The organism is Alistipes timonensis JC136 (genome assembly GCF_900107675.1).
GTDB classification, from domain to species: domain Bacteria; phylum Bacteroidota; class Bacteroidia; order Bacteroidales; family Rikenellaceae; genus Alistipes; species Alistipes timonensis.
Genome location: NZ_FNRI01000003.1, coordinates 180,276 through 196,947 on the forward strand (window position 1 = coordinate 180,276; position 16,672 = coordinate 196,947).

Annotated in this window: 14 protein-coding genes; 13 read left to right on the forward strand and 1 reads right to left on the reverse strand. The window is 62.1% G+C overall.

Going from position 1 to position 16,672, the window contains the following annotated elements:
* Positions 1-4: 4 nt before the first annotated feature.
* Positions 5-1,993, reverse strand: a complete 1,989-nt coding sequence (locus BLU78_RS05200) for a sensor histidine kinase (protein ID WP_010261510.1) — start codon at positions 1,991-1,993, stop codon at positions 5-7.
* Positions 1,994-2,320: 327 nt separating this feature from the next.
* Here BLU78_RS05200 and BLU78_RS05205 point away from each other — a divergent pair, with 327 nt between their 5' ends.
* Genes BLU78_RS05205 through BLU78_RS05265 form a run of 13 tightly spaced genes read left to right on the forward strand, consistent with a single transcriptional unit; the run spans position 2,321 to position 16,662 of the window.
* Positions 2,321-2,689 carry a response regulator gene (locus tag BLU78_RS05205; protein WP_010261511.1) on the forward strand — a complete coding sequence of 123 codons (369 nt, stop codon included), beginning with the start codon at positions 2,321-2,323 and terminating at the stop codon, positions 2,687-2,689.
* Positions 2,686-3,858 (forward strand): sugar transferase, encoded by a 1,173-nt coding sequence (locus BLU78_RS14290; RefSeq protein WP_010261513.1) that lies wholly within the window; start codon positions 2,686-2,688, stop codon positions 3,856-3,858. Before BLU78_RS05205 ends, BLU78_RS14290 begins: the two co-directional genes overlap by 4 nt.
* Positions 3,859-3,861: 3 nt before the next feature.
* Entirely contained in the window at positions 3,862-4,671 is an 810-nt protein-coding gene (locus BLU78_RS05215) for a TolC family protein (RefSeq protein ID WP_010261515.1), read from the forward strand.
* 12 nt (positions 4,672-4,683) lie between these two features.
* Positions 4,684-6,873, forward strand: coding sequence for a GumC family protein (locus BLU78_RS05220; protein ID WP_010261516.1), 2,190 nt, complete (start codon positions 4,684-4,686; stop codon positions 6,871-6,873).
* Between the two features lie 24 nt (positions 6,874-6,897).
* Positions 6,898-8,409 (forward strand): O-antigen ligase family protein, encoded by a 1,512-nt coding sequence (locus BLU78_RS05225; protein WP_010261517.1) that lies wholly within the window; start codon positions 6,898-6,900, stop codon positions 8,407-8,409.
* Positions 8,406-9,296: a glycosyltransferase family 2 protein gene (locus tag BLU78_RS05230; RefSeq protein WP_010261520.1), complete on the forward strand. Its 891-nt coding sequence runs from the start codon at positions 8,406-8,408 to the stop codon at positions 9,294-9,296. The genes BLU78_RS05225 and BLU78_RS05230 overlap by 4 nt, the downstream gene beginning before the upstream one ends.
* Complete coding sequence (locus tag BLU78_RS05235; RefSeq protein ID WP_010261522.1) at positions 9,293-10,486, forward strand: glycosyltransferase family 2 protein; 1,194 nt, start codon at positions 9,293-9,295, stop codon at positions 10,484-10,486. Before BLU78_RS05230 ends, BLU78_RS05235 begins: the two co-directional genes overlap by 4 nt.
* Positions 10,483-11,625, forward strand: a complete 1,143-nt coding sequence (locus tag BLU78_RS05240; RefSeq protein WP_010261524.1) for a glycosyltransferase family 4 protein — start codon at positions 10,483-10,485, stop codon at positions 11,623-11,625. Before BLU78_RS05235 ends, BLU78_RS05240 begins: the two co-directional genes overlap by 4 nt.
* Positions 11,622-12,227, forward strand: a complete 606-nt coding sequence (locus BLU78_RS05245) for an acyltransferase (protein ID WP_010261525.1) — start codon at positions 11,622-11,624, stop codon at positions 12,225-12,227. The genes BLU78_RS05240 and BLU78_RS05245 overlap by 4 nt, the downstream gene beginning before the upstream one ends.
* A 1-nt stretch (position 12,228) precedes the next feature.
* Positions 12,229-13,320 (forward strand): glycosyltransferase family protein, encoded by a 1,092-nt coding sequence (locus BLU78_RS05250; protein WP_010261527.1) that lies wholly within the window; start codon positions 12,229-12,231, stop codon positions 13,318-13,320.
* On the forward strand, positions 13,301-14,779 hold the full coding sequence (locus BLU78_RS05255; protein ID WP_010261529.1) for a lipopolysaccharide biosynthesis protein: 1,479 nt from the start codon (positions 13,301-13,303) through the stop codon (positions 14,777-14,779). The genes BLU78_RS05250 and BLU78_RS05255 overlap by 20 nt, the downstream gene beginning before the upstream one ends.
* A 6-nt stretch (positions 14,780-14,785) precedes the next feature.
* Entirely contained in the window at positions 14,786-15,919 is a 1,134-nt protein-coding gene (locus BLU78_RS05260; protein ID WP_010261530.1) for a glycosyltransferase family protein, read from the forward strand.
* Positions 15,916-16,662 carry a glycosyltransferase family 32 protein gene (locus BLU78_RS05265; RefSeq protein ID WP_010261532.1) on the forward strand — a complete coding sequence of 249 codons (747 nt, stop codon included), beginning with the start codon at positions 15,916-15,918 and terminating at the stop codon, positions 16,660-16,662. The genes BLU78_RS05260 and BLU78_RS05265 overlap by 4 nt, the downstream gene beginning before the upstream one ends.
* The last annotated feature ends 10 nt before the right edge of the window (positions 16,663-16,672 follow it).

A 16,672-nucleotide genomic window follows, 5' to 3' on the forward strand; every position in this document is an offset into this window, starting at 1 on the left:
GAGACTAAATAGAGGGGCTGGCGCTGCTCAGATAGTCAAAATCCCCCCCCCCCTCGCGGTTCTCCCGACCGGAGTCGAGGCCGATGGGATGGGCGAAGATGAAACGCGCACCGCCCGTATAGGTCGGGTCGACCCAGATACGGCCCCCGACGATCATGGCGATCTGGCGGCAGATGGCCAGGCCCAGGCCCGTGCCTTTCTTCTTGTTGCCGTCGAGTTTCTCGAAACGGTTGAAGACCATCTCCTGCTTGTCGAGCGGAATGCCCGGACCGGTATCGGTCACCGAGAAGAGCACTTCGTTGTGCTCCTCGTCGACCACGACGCCCAGCGTGATGCTGCCCTCGGACGTAAATTTGCCGGCATTGGTCAGCAGGTTGATCAGGATTTGCGACAGGCGGTGGGCGTCGGTGGTGAGCATGAACGAATCGACAGCACATTCGAGGCGCCCCTCGACGCCTTCCTGACGCGTATGGGCCGTGGTCATCAGCACGTGCTGGCAAAGCTGCACGATCTCCTCCGAGGCGTAATTGAACCGTATCTTGCCGCATTCGAGCGACGAAATGTCGAGGATGTCGTTCAGCAGCGTCAACAGCATCTCGGAGTTGTTCACCACGATGGCGCAGTACTCGGCGCGCTCCTCCTGCGACAGCTCCTCGCTCTGCATGAGCGACGAGAAGCCCACGATGGCGTTGAGCGGCGTGCGAATTTCGTGGCTCATGTTGGCCAGGAACGCCGATTTGAGCATGTCCGATTCCTCGGCCCTCTCGCGGGCGACGACCAGCTGTTCCTCGCGCTCCTCGAGCGTCCGTTTGAGCCGCTGCACACGCAGCAGCAGCCACGTCACGAACAGCAGCAGCACGACCAGCAGCAGGATGCCCAGCACGAGCAGTTCGATGTAATGGGAGTATTTCGAGAGCTTGGTAGCTATCGCATCCTCCACGACACTGCCTTTCGGAAGGGCGTATTCGGCAATCTTCCAATCCTTCAGCTTGCGCGAATCGAAGAGGTAGATATTCTTGCTGGTATGGAAACGCACATCGTCGATCTTGCCCGTATCGTAGTACTTTTTGATCTGGGCGGCGATCAGCGGGGCGCCGTTCTCGTACTCGGGGACATAGCCGCCTATGGCCACGTCGCCGATGCTCGTGCGGGTGATCGAGAAGACCGGGATGCGGGGGTTGCTCTGGACCAGGTCGTTCAGCGAACGCTGCATGAAATACTCCCCGTCGCTGCCCACGCGCCACGTGCCGAGCATCACGGCCGAACGGGGAGGCAGCGAAGCGTACGTCTCGTGCACCGCCTCGTCGCCCTCGCGGCTGTCCACGAGAACCAGGTTCAGGTCGGGGTAGTTCTTCCACTCCTCGCGCACGAGGGCCTGCAGCGAAATGCCGCCGTAGGTGTTGTCCGTGATGAGGGCGATGTTCTCCACCTGGGGATACAGCGAGCGGATTAGTTCAACATTTCGGCGGATATTGTAACGGTTGAGCATGCCTCCCACCGCTTTCAGGCTGTCGGTCATGCCCTGATATTCGACCGAACGGGGCTTCCACGTCTGCAACGAATCGGGCGGCGGCGGAAGCATCACGCCGTTCGAACTGGCGAAACCGCTGAAACACATGACCCCTTCGGGAATGCGGCCCAGCGACACGAACGAGGCCCACGCCTCCTGTCCCAACAGCACGATGGCCCGCAGCGAACGATTCTCGTAACGGGTTATCATATTGTCGATCAACGACATCCACAACGCGGCATCGGCGATGCCCTTGCTTTCGAGCGTCTCGATATAGATGTCGCACGGGATGCCCGAAGCCAGGATTTGCTGTTCGAATTCGGTGATGAAACTCGCCATGCGGCGCGTGTCGGGGTTATACGACGAGATGATCAGGATGCTTTCGCGCTCCGGTGTCTCCTGAGAATGAACGAACAAGGGCGCCAACAGCATGCAGAAGCACAGCAGCACCCAACCCGGTTTTATCACGTTGTTTCGGTTCATAAATTCATTTTTACCTCCCGGCGAAAAGACCCGTTTCCGGAGTTCACGCCCGAAGGGACCGTCCGGAAGATTATCATATCCGGCCTTTATCAACCGCTATGAAGCAGGGAGATCGGTACAAAAATATCAAAAAAATTCGAAAATAACCCTACCGGCGGCAAAAAACCGCCGATATAGACCGTTTTTGTAAGTCAATCGATTCGAAATTGTTAATAATCCAATTATTTTACCTATATTTGTGAAATTAAAAAGCGACGGGATAACCGCTTTTCAATTTTTTACCACATTTACAATTTACACCCGCACGGGAGCGGACACATTTTTTCCATGAGCAAGAAATCGATACTGATCGTCGACGACAAAGAGCAGATCGCCAAAATCCTGTATGCCTATCTCCACGGGGACTACGACTGCATGTACAAGCAAAACCCGGTCGAAGCACTCGCATGGATGCAGAAAGGCAATGTCCCCGATCTGATCATTTCGGACATCCGCATGCCCGAAATGCGCGGCGACGAATTCCTGAACCATCTCAAACGCAACGAACTGTTCCGCGGAATACCCGTCGTGATGCTCTCCAGCGAGGACAGCACCACCGAGCGCATCCGCCTGCTGGAAGAAGGAGCCGAGGATTATATCGTCAAACCCTTCAATCCGATGGAACTCAAAATACGCATCAAAAAGATTCTGGATTGAAATACCCGGTCATCTATATCAAAGGCAGAGGCGGCCGCACGGCCCGTTTCGCCGAACTTACCGGCGGAAAAATGCGCATCGTCGCCGACATCAGGTCTGCGGCGCAAGCCCTGACGGCCCTGCGCGCCGACCATGCCGTCGTCCTCTACGAACAGCGCGACACCGAGACCGACAGCGGCAACATCCGTTTCCTGCGGTCGCGGTTTCCCGGGACGGGAATCATCCTGATCGCCTCGGCGCCGCTCGAGGACGCACAGCGACGCAGTTACCTGAGCGCCGGGGTCAACAGCGCCGTGACGGGCGACATCACCGCCGAGGATTTCCTCCGCACGGTGCAGTTCATCACCGACTACTCCTTCTCGCACAAGCCGGCGACAGGGAAGGGCGGAGAGATGAAGATGTTCCGCATGCCGCTCTGGAAACGCACGTTCGACATCGTGGCGTCGCTCGGGGCGATCGTCGTGCTCTCGCCGCTGCTGATCGTCGTGGCCGTCGCCGTGAAACTCGACAGTCCGGGACCGGTGATCTACAAATCGAAGCGCGTGGGGAGCAACTACCGGGTCTTCGACTTCCTGAAATTCCGCTCGATGCGCAGCGACGCCGACCGCCGGCTCAAAGAGCTCAGCGACCTGAACCAGTATGCCGCCGAGGAGGAACCCGACGCCGACGCCGCCAAGATATCGCTCGACGAGGACGAGATGAAGAAACTGCTCGACGACATGGAGAGCGGCATGCTGTTCGCCGATGATTTCGCCATCCCCGAGGAGGAACACCACCAAATCGTGGAGACCGAGCAGGAAAATGCCTTCGTGAAGATCGAGAACGACCCGCGCATCACGCGGCTGGGGCGTTTCCTGCGCAAATACAGCATCGACGAGCTGCCGCAGCTGTTCAACATCCTGCGCGGCGACATGTCGGTGGTGGGCAACCGCCCGCTGCCGCTCTACGAGGCCGAGCGCCTGACCAGCGACGAGTATATCGAACGCTTCATGTGCCCCTCGGGCCTCACGGGACTGTGGCAGGTCGAAAAACGCGGACACGCCGGCAAGCTCTCGCCCGAGCAGCGCAAGCAGCTCGACATCCGCTACGCCCGGGAGATGTCCCCGTGGCTCGACCTGAAGATCATTTTACGGACGTTTACGGCGTTCATCCAGAAAGAAAATGTTTAGACTATGAAAAAAATCCTGCTCATCCCCGTCCTGCTGACCCTCCCGGCCCTGCTCCGGGCCCAGGCTCCGGCTTCGCAGGCCGCCGACAGCCTCCCGGCAGCAACGCCCCGTACGAACTATACCGACCTGGCGCGCACGTCGGCCGAGACCTATATCAACCTCCACCTGCCGCCGCTGTACGTCCTGCTGGAAAACGCCCGCGAGCGGTCGCCGCAGGTCAACATGTTCGCCTCGACCAAGGAACAGGAGGAGCGCGAGATCAAAACCCTGCGCCGCTCGTGGCTCAAAAACATCAAACTCAACGCCCAGTACAGCTACGGCTCGACGGACGTCAACAGCCAGATATACCAGGACATAAACCTCCCGATCATCCAGAACGTCACGGGAACCTCCCAGGCGTGGTGGACCGTCGGGGCGGGCATCTCGCTGCCGCTCGACGAGATTTTCAACCGCCGCAACCGCATCAAACAGCAGCGCAAGCGGCTCGAAAGCATCGAGTACGAGATGAACAGCTGGTATGACGAAATCTGCCTGAAGATCATCGAAGCCTACACCTCGGCCGTCGAGAACCTCTCGCTGCTGGAATCCTCGGCCCGGTCGATGGTGGCCGCCAAAGCCCAGTACACCGCCGCCGAATCGGACTTCGTGAACGGCAAGATCGATGCCCAGACGCTCAGCCGCCAGAAAAGCATCGAGAGTTCGGCCGTCAGGGAGTACGAACAGACCCGCTCGCTGCTCAACAAGGCCCTGCTTCAACTGGAGGTGCTCTCGAAGACCCCGATCATCAGTCAGCCGACCAACCCCACCCGTTAAACCGCCGCGCTTATGACAACATACATTGCTTATATTCTGAAATTCCTCTTCCGCATCAAGTGGTGGCTGATTATATGCCCGGTGCTGGTCGCATTGCTGGTCTACTTTTACATGGGGCGTCAGTCCCGTTACTACCGCTCGACCACGACCATCTATACGGGCATCGTGTCGGGCTACGACCTCGAAAACGGCGAGGGATCGCGTCAGGACTGGAACATCATCAACAATGCGATGGACAACCTGATCAACATCATCAAGTCGCAGTCGACGCTGCACAACGTTTCGCTGCGCCTCTACGCCCGGAACATGGTGCACGGCAACCCGGACGAGGACAACAACTACATCTACGCCCGCAACTACCGCAGCGAAGTGGCCCACACGCCCCAGGAGGTGCTCGACCTGATCGACCGCACGAGCGAGGACAAGACCTTCCGCAAACTCCTCGACTACGAGGTCGCCGAACACGGCAACCACGTCTACGGACTGTTCCACTGGACCCACCGCTATTACAGCTACCAGGCGTTGAGCCGCATCGAGGTCCGGCGCATCGCCAACAGCGACATGCTCGAGATTAGCTACGAGAACGACGACCCCGGGGTGGTCTACAACACGCTGGAACTGCTCAACGACGAGTTTGTCGAGCAGTACAAGGAGCTGCGTTTCGGCGAGACCAACGACGTCATCCGCTTCTTCGAGCAGGAGTTGGCCCGCGTGGGCCACGAACTGCGCGAACAGGAGGATTCGCTGCGCGATTACAGCGTCGAGAACCTCATCATCAACTACGACGAGCAGACCAAACACATCGCCATCCTCTCGCGCGACTTCGAGCTGCGCTACGAGGAGACTCGGCTGAACCTCAACAGTTCGGAGTCGCTGCGCCGGAAGATCGAGGCGCAGCTCGAGGAGCTGCAGATCTTCCGCAACAACGCCGCATTCGTCGAGCAGCTGCACAAGATCGGCGACCTCCAGGCCCAGATCACGGCGGCCGAGGCGTTCATTCCCGATCCCGCATCGGGCCGTCAGCCCGTCCGACAGCCCGTCGATGTGAGCCGGCTGCAGGTGCAGATGAACCGCGAGACCGACAGCCTGCGCAGCCTCACCTCGGCCATCGCCAGCCAGCAGTACACCAAGGAGGGCATCGCCACGGGGGCGCTCATCCAGCAATGGCTCGACGCCGTGCTGCTCTCGACCAAGTCGCAGGCGGAAATGAAGGTCGTGAACGAGTGGAAAAAGTCGCTCGACGACCGCTACGTGCAGTATGCACCGGTCGGCTCGACGCTCAAACGCAAGAACCGCCTGATCAGTTTCACCGAACAGTCGTACCTCGCAATGCTGCAGGCCCTCAACACGGCGCGCCTGCGGCAGAAGAACCTGCAGATGACCTCGGCGACGCTCAAAATCATCAACCCGCCCGTGCTGCCCATCTCGGCCGAACCGACCAAACGCAAGATGATGGTCGCCGCGGCGTTCTTCGTCACGGCCGTCTTCATCCTCGGCTTCTTCATCCTGCTCGAACTGCTCGACCGCACGCTGCGCGACAAAATCCGCGCGGAACGCATCACCGGAGGCAAGGTCATCGGAGCCTTCCCGGGCCCGGGACGTTTCGGCGAACGGCGCTTCGCCCGGCAGTACCGCGAGATCGCCTCGCGGTTCATGGGCAATGCCGTGCTCAACTATTTCGATCCCCGGGAGCGGCCCAATGTGCTGAACGTCCTCTCCACGGAACGGGGCGACGGCAAGTCGACGCTCGCCGGGCACCTGGCGGCCTATCTGCGCGAAACGGGCATGAAGGTCCGCATCGCGTCGTGGAACAAGGATTTCGATTCCCACCAGAAGGAGTTCCTGCTCGCCTCACGGCTGGAGGAGTTCGTACACGACGCCGAAGGTGAAACGCCGCTGTCCGAAGCCGACGTGGTGATCGTGGAATACCCGCCGCTGGACGACAGCGCCATCCCGAAGGAGCTGCTGCAAAACGCCGGACTCAACATCATGGTCGCCCCGGCCAACCGCACCTGGAAGGAGACCGACCAACTGCTCTACGAAAAGAGCGTCGAGATGGCCGGCGAAACGCCTACGGCACTGTTCCTCAACTGCGCCGGCCGCGACGTGGTACAGACCTTCACGGGTCTGCTCCCGCCCTACACACGCCTGCGCAAACTGGGTTACCAGATCAGTCAGTTCGGCTTCACGGCGGTCAAATGATCCGCCCCGAATATCCGTAATCCGATGCAGCTTACCGGCAACATAACCGCTCCGCTGAGCATTTCGCGCGCACTCGTAGGACTGGTGCTCGCCGGAGGCGTGGCGGCCATCGCCTACGCCTTCATCCGCTTCGGGCTGCCGGCGGGGGCCGCGATCGCCCTGCTGCCCGCAGGGCTCTGCATCCTGTGGCTGTCGATGCGCAACCCGGCGTTCTCGATGCTCGGGATGCTGGTCCTCAACTACTTCATCATGTATCTCGGCCGCGAATTCCTCCACGGGGCGCCGGTCGGCGTGATCCTCGATGCCGCGCTGTTCTTCAACCTGGCGATGCTCATCCTGCAGGCCCTCGTGCACCGGGTCGAATGGCGGCGCGCCGGAACGGGGCTGACCCTCGCCGCCGCGATCTGGATGATCTACTGCGTGCTGGAGCTTTTCAACCCCCAGAGCGTCTCGCTCAAGGGGTGGACCATGACCATCCGTTCGCTGGCGTTCTATTTCTTTCTGATCGTGGTGCTCACGCAGCTCACGATGGCCCGCTACAAGTACCTGAAACAAATGCTGGCCGTGTGGTCGGTGCTGACGCTGATCGCCGTCGGGAAAGCCCTCGCCCAGAAATACCTCGGGTTCAACGCTGCGGAGAACTACTGGCTCTTCGTCGAAGGAGGCGCCACGACCCATATCATCTACACCGGAGTCCGCTACTTTTCGCTGTACAGCGACGCCGCGAACTTCGGCGCCGGCATGGGGCTGGCGATGGTGGTCTTCTCGATCTCGGCGCTCTATTACCGCAATCCGTGGATGAAAGCCTACATGCTGGCGGTGGCCGCGGCGGCCTGCTACGGCATGCTGATCTCCGGCACGCGCAGCGCGCTGGCCGTACCGTTTGCGGGATACGCCGTCTTCGTGATGCTGTCGCGGAATTTCCGGATGGTCGTGGCGGGCGTGTTCCTGATCATCATGGCTTTCTGTTTCCTGAAATTCACGACCATCGGCCAGGGCAACCCCATCATCCGGCGCGCCCGGAGCGCCTTCAACACCCAGGACGCCTCGTTCCAGGTGCGTCTGGACAACCAAGCCCGGCTGCGCGAACTGATGCGCGGCAAACCCTTCGGCGCGGGACTGGGCCACGGAGGCGGCAAGGCGAAGGTCTTCGCCCCCGATGCGCCGCTGTCGCAGGTCCCGACCGACTCGTGGTTCGTGATGATCTGGGTCGAGACGGGCATCGTGGGACTGCTGCTGCACATCGGCATCCTGCTTTACGTGCTCGGAAAGGGCGCCTGGCTGGTCTTCTTCAGGCTCCGGAACCCCCAGCTCAAAGGATTCGTCGCGGCGCTGACGGCCGGCATTGCGGGCGTCGTGGTGATGGCCTACGCCAACGAAGTGTTCGGCCAGATCCCCACGGGCGCCATTATCTATATGAGCATGGCCTTCATCTTCCTCTCGCCGCGTTTCGACAAGGAGCTGGCGGAGGCCGAGGAGGCGAAACACACGATCCCGGCCAAAAACCTGCTCGCCGGCAAAACGACAACGCCATGAAACCGCGCATCTCGGTCATATCGGTCAATTACAACGGCTTCGCAGTCACCGCGGCGATGATCGACTCGCTGCGGCGCCACGTCACGACGCCGACGGAGATCATCGTCGTGGACAACGGTTCGGAGCGGGACGAGGCGGCGATACTGCGGGAACGCTACCCCGACATCACGGTCCTGCGCAGCGCTGAAAACCTCGGCTTTGCCGGGGGCAACAACCTCGGCATCCGGGCCGCGGCGGGCGACTGCCTGCTGCTGCTCAACAACGACACGGAGGTCGCGGACGACACGCTGCACCACCTCTGCGACACGCTCGACGCCGATCCCGCGATCGGGGCGGTCTGTCCCAAAATCCGTTTCCATGAGCCTCCGCAGGCGATCCAGTTCGCGGGATACACGCCCCTGACGCGCATCACCCTGCGCAACGCGCTCATCGGATTCGGCGAACCGGACAGCGGGCGGTTCGACACCCCGCACGACACGCCCTATGCCCACGGTGCGGCGATGATGGTGCGGCGCGAGGCCATCGAACGGGCGGGAATGATGCCCGAGGAGTACTTCCTCTATTACGAGGAGCTGGACTGGTCGGTGCGCATCCGCGAGGCGGGTTACCGCATCGCCTACGACCCGCGGGCCACGGTCTTCCACAAGGAGAGCGCCACCACGGGCCGCCAGAGTCCGCTGCGAAGCTATTACCTCACGCGCAACCGCCTGCTGTTCGCCCGCCGCAACCGCCGCGGAGCCGCACGGAGGCTCTCGGTCGCTTACCAGTTGGGAGTGGCGCTTCCCAAAAGCGTCCTCACGTCGCTGCTGCACAACCGCAGGGATTTGGCGGCGGCCGTCCTGCGCGGCGCACGGGACTTTCTGAGACATAAAACAGGAAAAGAATGATAGTGAACATCATAGACTGGATCTTCGTCATCGCGCTGCTGCTCCCGGTGCTCTATCTTTTCGTCTTCGCGGCATTCTCGATGCAGCGGCGGCGGGAGAAATATCCCCCGGCCCGGAAACAGCGTCGTTTCGTGACGCTGATCCCCGCCTACAAAGCCGATGCGGTCGTCGTCCGCACGGCGCAGGCGGCGCTGGCACAGGAGTATCCCGCCGAACTGCACCGCGTGGCGGTGATCGCCGACCAACTGCAACCCGCAACGCTCGGGGAGCTGCGCAAACTGCCCCTGACGATGATCGAGGTGACATTCGAGAACAGTTCGAAAGCCAAAGCCCTGACCGCCGCCGTCGAGGAACTGGGGCCCGATGCGGCCGATGCGGTGGCAATCCTCGATGCCGACAACCTCGTGGGCGGGGAGTTCATCGCCCGTCTCAACGAAGTCTTCGATGCGGGTGTGGAGGCCGTGCAGGCCCACCGCACGGCCAAGAACCGCGACACGGACACCGCGGTGCTCGACGCCGCGGGCGAGGAGATCAACAACTCGATCTTCCGCCGCGGACACGTGGCGCTGGGGTTCTCCTCGGCGTTGATCGGCTCGGGCATGGCATTCCGCTACGACTGGTTCTACGCCAACATCCGCCGATGCGTCACCGCAGGCGAGGACAAGGAGCTCGAAGCGCTGCTCCTGCGGGAACGCATCTACATCGACTACCTGGACGACGTGGAGGTGCTCGACGAGAAAGTGCAGGGCGAAGCGGCCTACTACAACCAGCGGCGGCGGTGGATCGCGGCGCAGTTCTACGCCCTCGGCTCGGCGGTGAAAAACCTTCCCGGAGCCCTCTTTTCGGGGAATTTCGACTACTGCGACAAGCTGCTGCAATGGTGTCTGCCTCCGCGGATGCTGCTCATCGGCCTCGTACCGCTGTGGGCCGTCGTGATGACCTTCCTCGACCCGTGGGGTTCCATAAAATGGTGGACCGCCCTCGTGCTGATGCTCTTTGCGCTGGCCATGGCCCTGCCCGACACGCAGGCCGACGCCAAGCTGGGCCGCGCCCTGCGCCGCGTTCCGGCGCTGGTGCTGCTCACGGCCGCCAACCTCTTCCGCCTCGGCGGAACCAAGGACAAGTTCATCCACACCCAACACACCGGAGCGACCGACTCCGCGCCGGATAAAACAGACCCGAACGCATGAAAATAGCCATCGAGGCGCAGCGCATCTTCCGCCCCAACAAACACGGCATGGATTTCGTGGCGCTCGAAACCATCCGCTGCCTGCAACGGCTCGACACCGAAAACGAATATTTCGTCTTCGTGGGCGACGGTCCCGACCGCTGTCTCGAGGAGACGCCCAACGTGCACATCGTCACGCTGCGCTGCCCGTCGTACCCGCTGTGGGAGCAGTGGGCCCTGCCGCGGGCCGTGGCGCGCGTGAAGCCCGACCTTTTGCACTGCACGAGCAACACCGCCCCGGTGTGGGGATCGACGCCGCTGGTGGTGACGCTTCACGACATCATCTTCCTCGAAAAGCAGGCCGGGCGCAACTCGTCGCTCTACCAGTCATTGGGACGGCAGTACCGCCGTCTGGTGGTGCCGCGCATCCTGCCCAAATGCCGCAGGATCATCACCGTATCGCAGTTCGAATGCGACCGCATCCGCACGGCCCTCGGCCTCGATCCCGAACGGATCATGGCCATCCACAACGGCTACAACCCCCGGTTCCGGCCGATGGACGACACCGCGGAGGTCACGAAACGCTACCTCCCCGACGCGGAATACCTCTTCTTCCTGGGCAACACCGACCCCAAGAAGAACACCCCGGGAACACTGCGCGCCTATGCCGAATACGTGCGCCGCTCGGAACATCCGCTGCCGCTGCTGGTCGCGGACCTCACGGTGCAGGCCGCGGAATCCATTTTACAGCAGATCGGCCGGCCGGAACTGACGGAGCGTCTCCGCCTGCCGGGTTACATCCCCAACGGCGACCTCCCGGCCGTCTACAACGGCGCCTCGGCATTCCTCTACACCTCGCTGCGCGAGAGTTTCGGCATTCCCCTGCTCGAGGCGATGGCCTGCGGCACGCCTGTCGTGACGTCGAACACCTCGGCCATTCCCGAGATCGCGGGCCCGGGGGCCATCCTCGTCGACCCGACCTCGCCGCAAGCCATTGCCGACGCCCTCCTGCAGCTCGAAACCGACGACGCCTGCCGAGCGGAAACAATCGCCTACGGACTGGAACGGGTGAAGCTCTTCTCGTGGGAGCAGACGGCCCGGAAACTGCTGGCGCTCTACCGCGAACTGGGTCCCATAAACTCAAACACAACCGAACGATGATCGAAAAGATAAAACAAAATCCCCGCCTGCGGCGTCTGACGCTGTGGCTGCTCACCCCGTCCAAACGGCCCCGGCCGCGTTGGTGGCTGCGGCTGCTGCGCCCGCTGCTGCACCCTGCGGGAAAAGGTTCCAAGATATGTTCCCATGCCCGGGCGGACATCTTCCCCTGGCACCGCTTCGTGCTGGAACGGGATGCCCAGATCGAAGATTTCGCCGTGGTCAACAACGGCGCCGGCGACGTCCGGATCGGCGAGGGCTCGCGCGTGGGCGTGGGTTCGGTGGTGGTCGGGCCGGTCGATATCGGCCGTTACGTCTTCCTGGGACAGCACGTCTCCGTGCAGGGGCTCATCCACGGTTACGAGGACGTGACGCAGGACCCCAACCTCCAGCCGTTGATGCTGCGGCCCGTGAAGGTGGGCGACTACACCCACCTGGGGACCAACTCGACGATCATGGCCGGCGTCACCATCGGCGAACGGTGTCAGATCGGCGCCGGATCGGTCGTCACCAAGGACATACCGCCCTATACCGTGGCCGTGGGCAATCCCGCGCGCGCGGTGAAACGTTACGATTTCGAAAAAAAGGAGTGGGTACGGGTTTGAAATGAAGGTACTGATCGTTTATAAATCTTCGGGACTCAGCGACAACCCCTTCGTCCGGCTGCTCGCCGAGGGCATCCGTGCCTGCGGCTTCGAGGTCGTCTGCTCAGCCGACGAGTTCTGGAACAACGCCGCGGCATACGACCTGGTCCACTTCCAGTGGCCCGAGGAGCTGTTCGGCTGGAGCTACCCCTCGCCGGAACAGGTCGCGGAACTGGGCGAACGGCTCCGCATGCTCCGCGAGCGGGGAATCCCGATCGTCTACACCCGCCACAACACCCTGCCCCACAAAGGCGACCACCGGGTTTGCGAAGCCTACCGGCTGATCGGGGAGTATGCCGACGCGGTGGTCCACCTGGGCGGTTACAGTCTCCGGCAGTTCCGGGCGAAATACCCCGATTCGCGGCAAATTCACGTCGTGATTCCGCACCACATTTACGAGGGCATTTATGGTCCCGACATCACCCGCGGGGAAGCCCGGCAAAGGCTCGGCATCCCGGCCGACAGCTTCGTCGTGCTGGCTTTCGGAGCGTTCCGCCACGATTTCGAACGGAAGCTGACATGGAGGGCGTTCCGCCGCCTGCGCGTTCCGCGAAAATTCCTGCTGGCGCCCCGCCTCTGGCCCCACACCCTCAACGGATCGCACCGACGGGGGCTGAAACGCTTCGCCACCCGGCTGCTTTACTACGGGGCGCACGCCGCCGAAAGGCTGTTCCGCAGCCGCATCACCTCGGCCGAGGGGCTGATCCCCGACGCCGACCTGCCGGCCTACTTCACGGCCGCCGACGTGGTCTTCATCCAGCGCACCGACATCCTCAACTCGGGGAACGTCCCGCAGGCTTTCGCCTTCGGCCGCGTGGTCGCAGGCCCCGCAGCAGGCAATATCGGCGAAATGCTGACGGCCACCGGAAACCCGGTCTTCGACGCCGCGGACCCCGCATCGGTGGACCGCGCGCTGGCCGAAGCGGTCCGGCTCACCGCCGCAGGGCACGGCGAACGGAACCGCGAATACGCCCTCGAACACCTCCGCCTGCCGCAGATCGCCGCGGCATACGGACAACTTTACACCCGATTGCATGACGCAGAACGACGATAAACAACCCCGGTCCGTAGGGCGCGAATTAGCCTCGGGAGTCTTCTACACCTCGGTCGCCAAATACGCCGGCGTCGTAGTGACGATCCTCGTGACGGCGGTGCTCTCGCGCCTGTTCACCCCCGAAGAGTTCGGCGTGGTGAACATCGCCACGGTCATCATCGCCTTCTTCGCCATCTTCAGCGACCTGGGCATCGGACCCGCGGTGATCCAGCACCGCGACCTCTCGCGCCGCGACCTGAGCAGCATCTTCTCGCTCACGATCTGGTCCGCAGCGGTCATCGCCCTGCTTTTCTTCGCCGCCTCGGGGCTGATCGCCTCGTTCTACGACGGTTCGGCGGAACTGCGCGACATCTGCCGCATCCTCTCGCTGAACCTCCTCTTCGCCACGGCGAACATCGTCCCCAATTCGCTGGTGATGAAAGACAAACGCTTTCGGTTCGCCGCCGTGCGCTCGCTCGCCGTGCAAATAGTCGGAGGAGCCGCGGGCATCATCGCCGCCTATGCCGGAGCAGGCATCTACGCCCTGACGATCAACCCGGTCTTCTCGAGCGTGATGCTCTTTGCAATCAACTACCGCGAATATCCCGTCCGCCTGCGGATGAAGCCCGCGCGCGAAGCCCTCTCGAAAGTCTTCTCGTTCTCAGCTTACCAGTTCTCGTTCCAACTGCTGAACTTTTTCAGCCGCAACCTCGACAAACTGCTGATGGGGCGTTACATGAGCCTTTCGGATCTGGGCTACTACGACAAATCGTACCGCCTGATGATGATGCCGCTGCAAAACATCGCCTTCGTCATCTCGCCGGTCATGCACCCCGTCTTCGCGCAGATGCAGCACGACATAAAGAAACTGGGGGAAGCGTATCTGAAAGTAATCCGCCTGCTGGCCTTTATCGGCCTGCCGCTGTCGGCCGTGCTGTGGTTCACGGCCGAGGAGCTGGTGCTCATCATCTTCGGCGACCAGTGGATGCCCTCGGTGCCGGCGTTCCGCATCCTGGCCCTCTCGGTCGGCATCCAGATCGTGATGTCCACGTCGGGATCGATCTTCCAGGCCGCCAACGCCACGCGGATGCTCTTTATCTGCGGACTCTTCTCGGCGACGCTCAACGTCGCGGCCATCTCGACGGGCATCTTCGCCTTCGGGACGCTCGAAGCCGTGGCATGGGCCATCTGCATCTCGTTCGCCGTCAACTTCGTGCAGTGTTACCATGCGCTGTTCTGTCTCACCCTGCGGATGAAATGGGGCCCTTTCTGGCGAAGCCTCCTGCAACCGCTGCTGCTCACGGCAATTCTCTCGCCGGCGCTGGCCGGCATCGCGTGGCTGCTTCCCGAAACGACGCCGCACCTGCCGTCGCTGGCGGCGAAATGCGCCGTCGCCCTCGTCATCTGGCTGGGATACATCCAGTTGAGCGGAGCGTACAACCTCAAAGAACTCGCCGCACGCCTGCGGCCCGGAAAATAGAGTGCCATGAAGGGATTGTTCATCGTATTCCACGGATTCTCGGCCCACAGCGGCATCTCGAAGAAGATCTTCGCCCAGTGCGAAGCCCTCCGGCGCAACGGCGCGGACATTGCGCTGTGTCACCTGGAGATCGACGCCGACGGCACGCAGCGACGCATGGCGGGCGACGCCGTGATCCGCACGTTCGGGAGCGGTTTCCGCGCCAAGCTGCTCAAACGGATCTCCTACGCCGACATCACCGACTACATCCGCCGCGAAGGGGTCCGGTTCCTCTACATCCGCCACGACCTGAACGCCAATCCGCTGCTGGTCGGCTGGCTGCGCCGCGTGCGCCGGCTCGGGGTGCGCATCGCGCTCGAAATCCCCACCTACCCCTACGACGCGGAGTTCCGCGAGGCCGGAAGGAAAGAGAAAATCCAACTGCAGGTCGACCGGATGTTCCGCCGCAGCCTGGCCCGGCAGGTCGACCGCATCGTCACCTTTTCCGACGACGAAGAGATTTTCGGGCAGAAGACCGTCCGCATCTCCAACGGCATCGACTTCGGCACGATACCCCTCAAAACCGAGGTGCACGCCATCGCCCGCGAGATGCGGCTGCTGGCTTTGGCCAACATCCACCCGTGGCACGGCTTCGACCGCGTGATCGAGGGGCTGAAAGCCTATTACGCCGCGCCGCACGACCGCATCGTGAAACTGCACATCGTGGGCGACGGCATGCCCGGCCTGATCGACGGTTACGCCCGCAGCATCGCGGCATACGGTCTCGGCGAATACGTCGAAATCACGGGACCCCGTTCGGGCGCGGCGCTCGACGCCGAATTCGCATGGTGCGACATGGGCGTGGCGAGCCTCGCCCGCCACCGCAACGGCATCGAGAGCCTCAAAAGCCTCAAAAACCGCGAATATGCCGCGCGGGGCATTCCGTTCGTCTACTCCGAGCGGGACAGCGACTTCGACGCGATGCCCTATGTTCTGAAAGCCCCCGCCGACGACTCACCGCTCGACATCGCGGCCCTCGCCGGCTGGCTCGACGCCGCGGACCGCACCCCGGAGCACATCCGCAAAACGATCGAAGGCTCGCTCTCGTGGGAGCGGCAGATGCAAAAGGTAATGACCGAAATGAAAACCCTGACACCATGATTCCCAAGCAAATCCACCTCTGCTGGCTGAGCGGAGACCCCTATCCGGCCAAAATCGAGAAGTGTCTCGCAAGCTGGCAAAAGCACCTGCCCGACTACGAGGTCGTGCTCTGGGACACGAAACGCTTCGACCTGGAATCCTCCCCCTGGGTGAAGCAGGCTTTCGAGGCGAAGAAATACGCCTTCGCGGCCGACTACATCCGTTTCTACGCCCTCTACAACTACGGGGGCATCTACCTCGACTCGGACGTCGAGGTGCTCCGGAGTTTCGACCCGCTGCTCGGCCTGCCCTACTTCGCGGGGGCCGAGACCGCCGGGACCATCGAAGCCGCCGTGCTGGGCGCCGAGAAAGGATGCGACTGGGTGAAACAATGCCTCGACTACTACGAAGGGCGCCGGTTCGTCCGCGAGGACGGCTCGTACGATATCCGGATGCTCCCGGAGATCATGCAGGAGCAGATCCCGAAGCTGAAACCCATCGTGAAGGTGGAGGGAGGGCTCGAAGCCCTGAAACGCAAGGACCTCGACGAGGCGGTCTGCATCCTGCCGCGGGAGTACTTCTCGCCCAAGGTCTTCGACTCGCGCAAAGTGGAGCTCACGCCCGACACCTACGCCATCCACCACTACCAGAACTCGTGGTTCTCGCCCAAGGCTTTTGCCTACTACCGGGTCCGGACCTTTTTCGTCAACCTCTTCGGATACCGCTTCGTCCGCAGCGTCGAACGGCTCATCCGCCGCAAATAACCCGAAGTCC

What these genes read in the sequence shown, in the direction of transcription:
- BLU78_RS05235 (WP_010261522.1), top strand. Translation starts at nt 9,293, where the DNA reads ATGATAGTGAACATCATAGACTGGATCTTCGTCATCGCGCTGCTGCTC.
- BLU78_RS05215 (WP_010261515.1), top strand. Translation starts at nt 3,862, where the DNA reads ATGAAAAAAATCCTGCTCATCCCCGTCCTGCTGACCCTCCCGGCCCTG.
- BLU78_RS05220 (WP_010261516.1), top strand. Translation starts at nt 4,684, where the DNA reads ATGACAACATACATTGCTTATATTCTGAAATTCCTCTTCCGCATCAAG.
- BLU78_RS05240 (WP_010261524.1), top strand. Translation starts at nt 10,483, where the DNA reads ATGAAAATAGCCATCGAGGCGCAGCGCATCTTCCGCCCCAACAAACAC.
- BLU78_RS05245 (WP_010261525.1), top strand. Translation starts at nt 11,622, where the DNA reads ATGATCGAAAAGATAAAACAAAATCCCCGCCTGCGGCGTCTGACGCTG.
- BLU78_RS05250 (WP_010261527.1), top strand. Translation starts at nt 12,229, where the DNA reads ATGAAGGTACTGATCGTTTATAAATCTTCGGGACTCAGCGACAACCCC.
- BLU78_RS05230 (WP_010261520.1), top strand. Translation starts at nt 8,406, where the DNA reads ATGAAACCGCGCATCTCGGTCATATCGGTCAATTACAACGGCTTCGCA.
- BLU78_RS05265 (WP_010261532.1), top strand. Translation starts at nt 15,916, where the DNA reads ATGATTCCCAAGCAAATCCACCTCTGCTGGCTGAGCGGAGACCCCTAT.
- BLU78_RS05260 (WP_010261530.1), top strand. Translation starts at nt 14,786, where the DNA reads ATGAAGGGATTGTTCATCGTATTCCACGGATTCTCGGCCCACAGCGGC.
- BLU78_RS05200 (WP_010261510.1), bottom strand. Translation starts at nt 1,993, where the DNA reads ATGAACCGAAACAACGTGATAAAACCGGGTTGGGTGCTGCTGTGCTTC.
- BLU78_RS05255 (WP_010261529.1), top strand. Translation starts at nt 13,301, where the DNA reads ATGACGCAGAACGACGATAAACAACCCCGGTCCGTAGGGCGCGAATTA.
- BLU78_RS05225 (WP_010261517.1), top strand. Translation starts at nt 6,898, where the DNA reads ATGCAGCTTACCGGCAACATAACCGCTCCGCTGAGCATTTCGCGCGCA.
- BLU78_RS05205 (WP_010261511.1), top strand. Translation starts at nt 2,321, where the DNA reads ATGAGCAAGAAATCGATACTGATCGTCGACGACAAAGAGCAGATCGCC.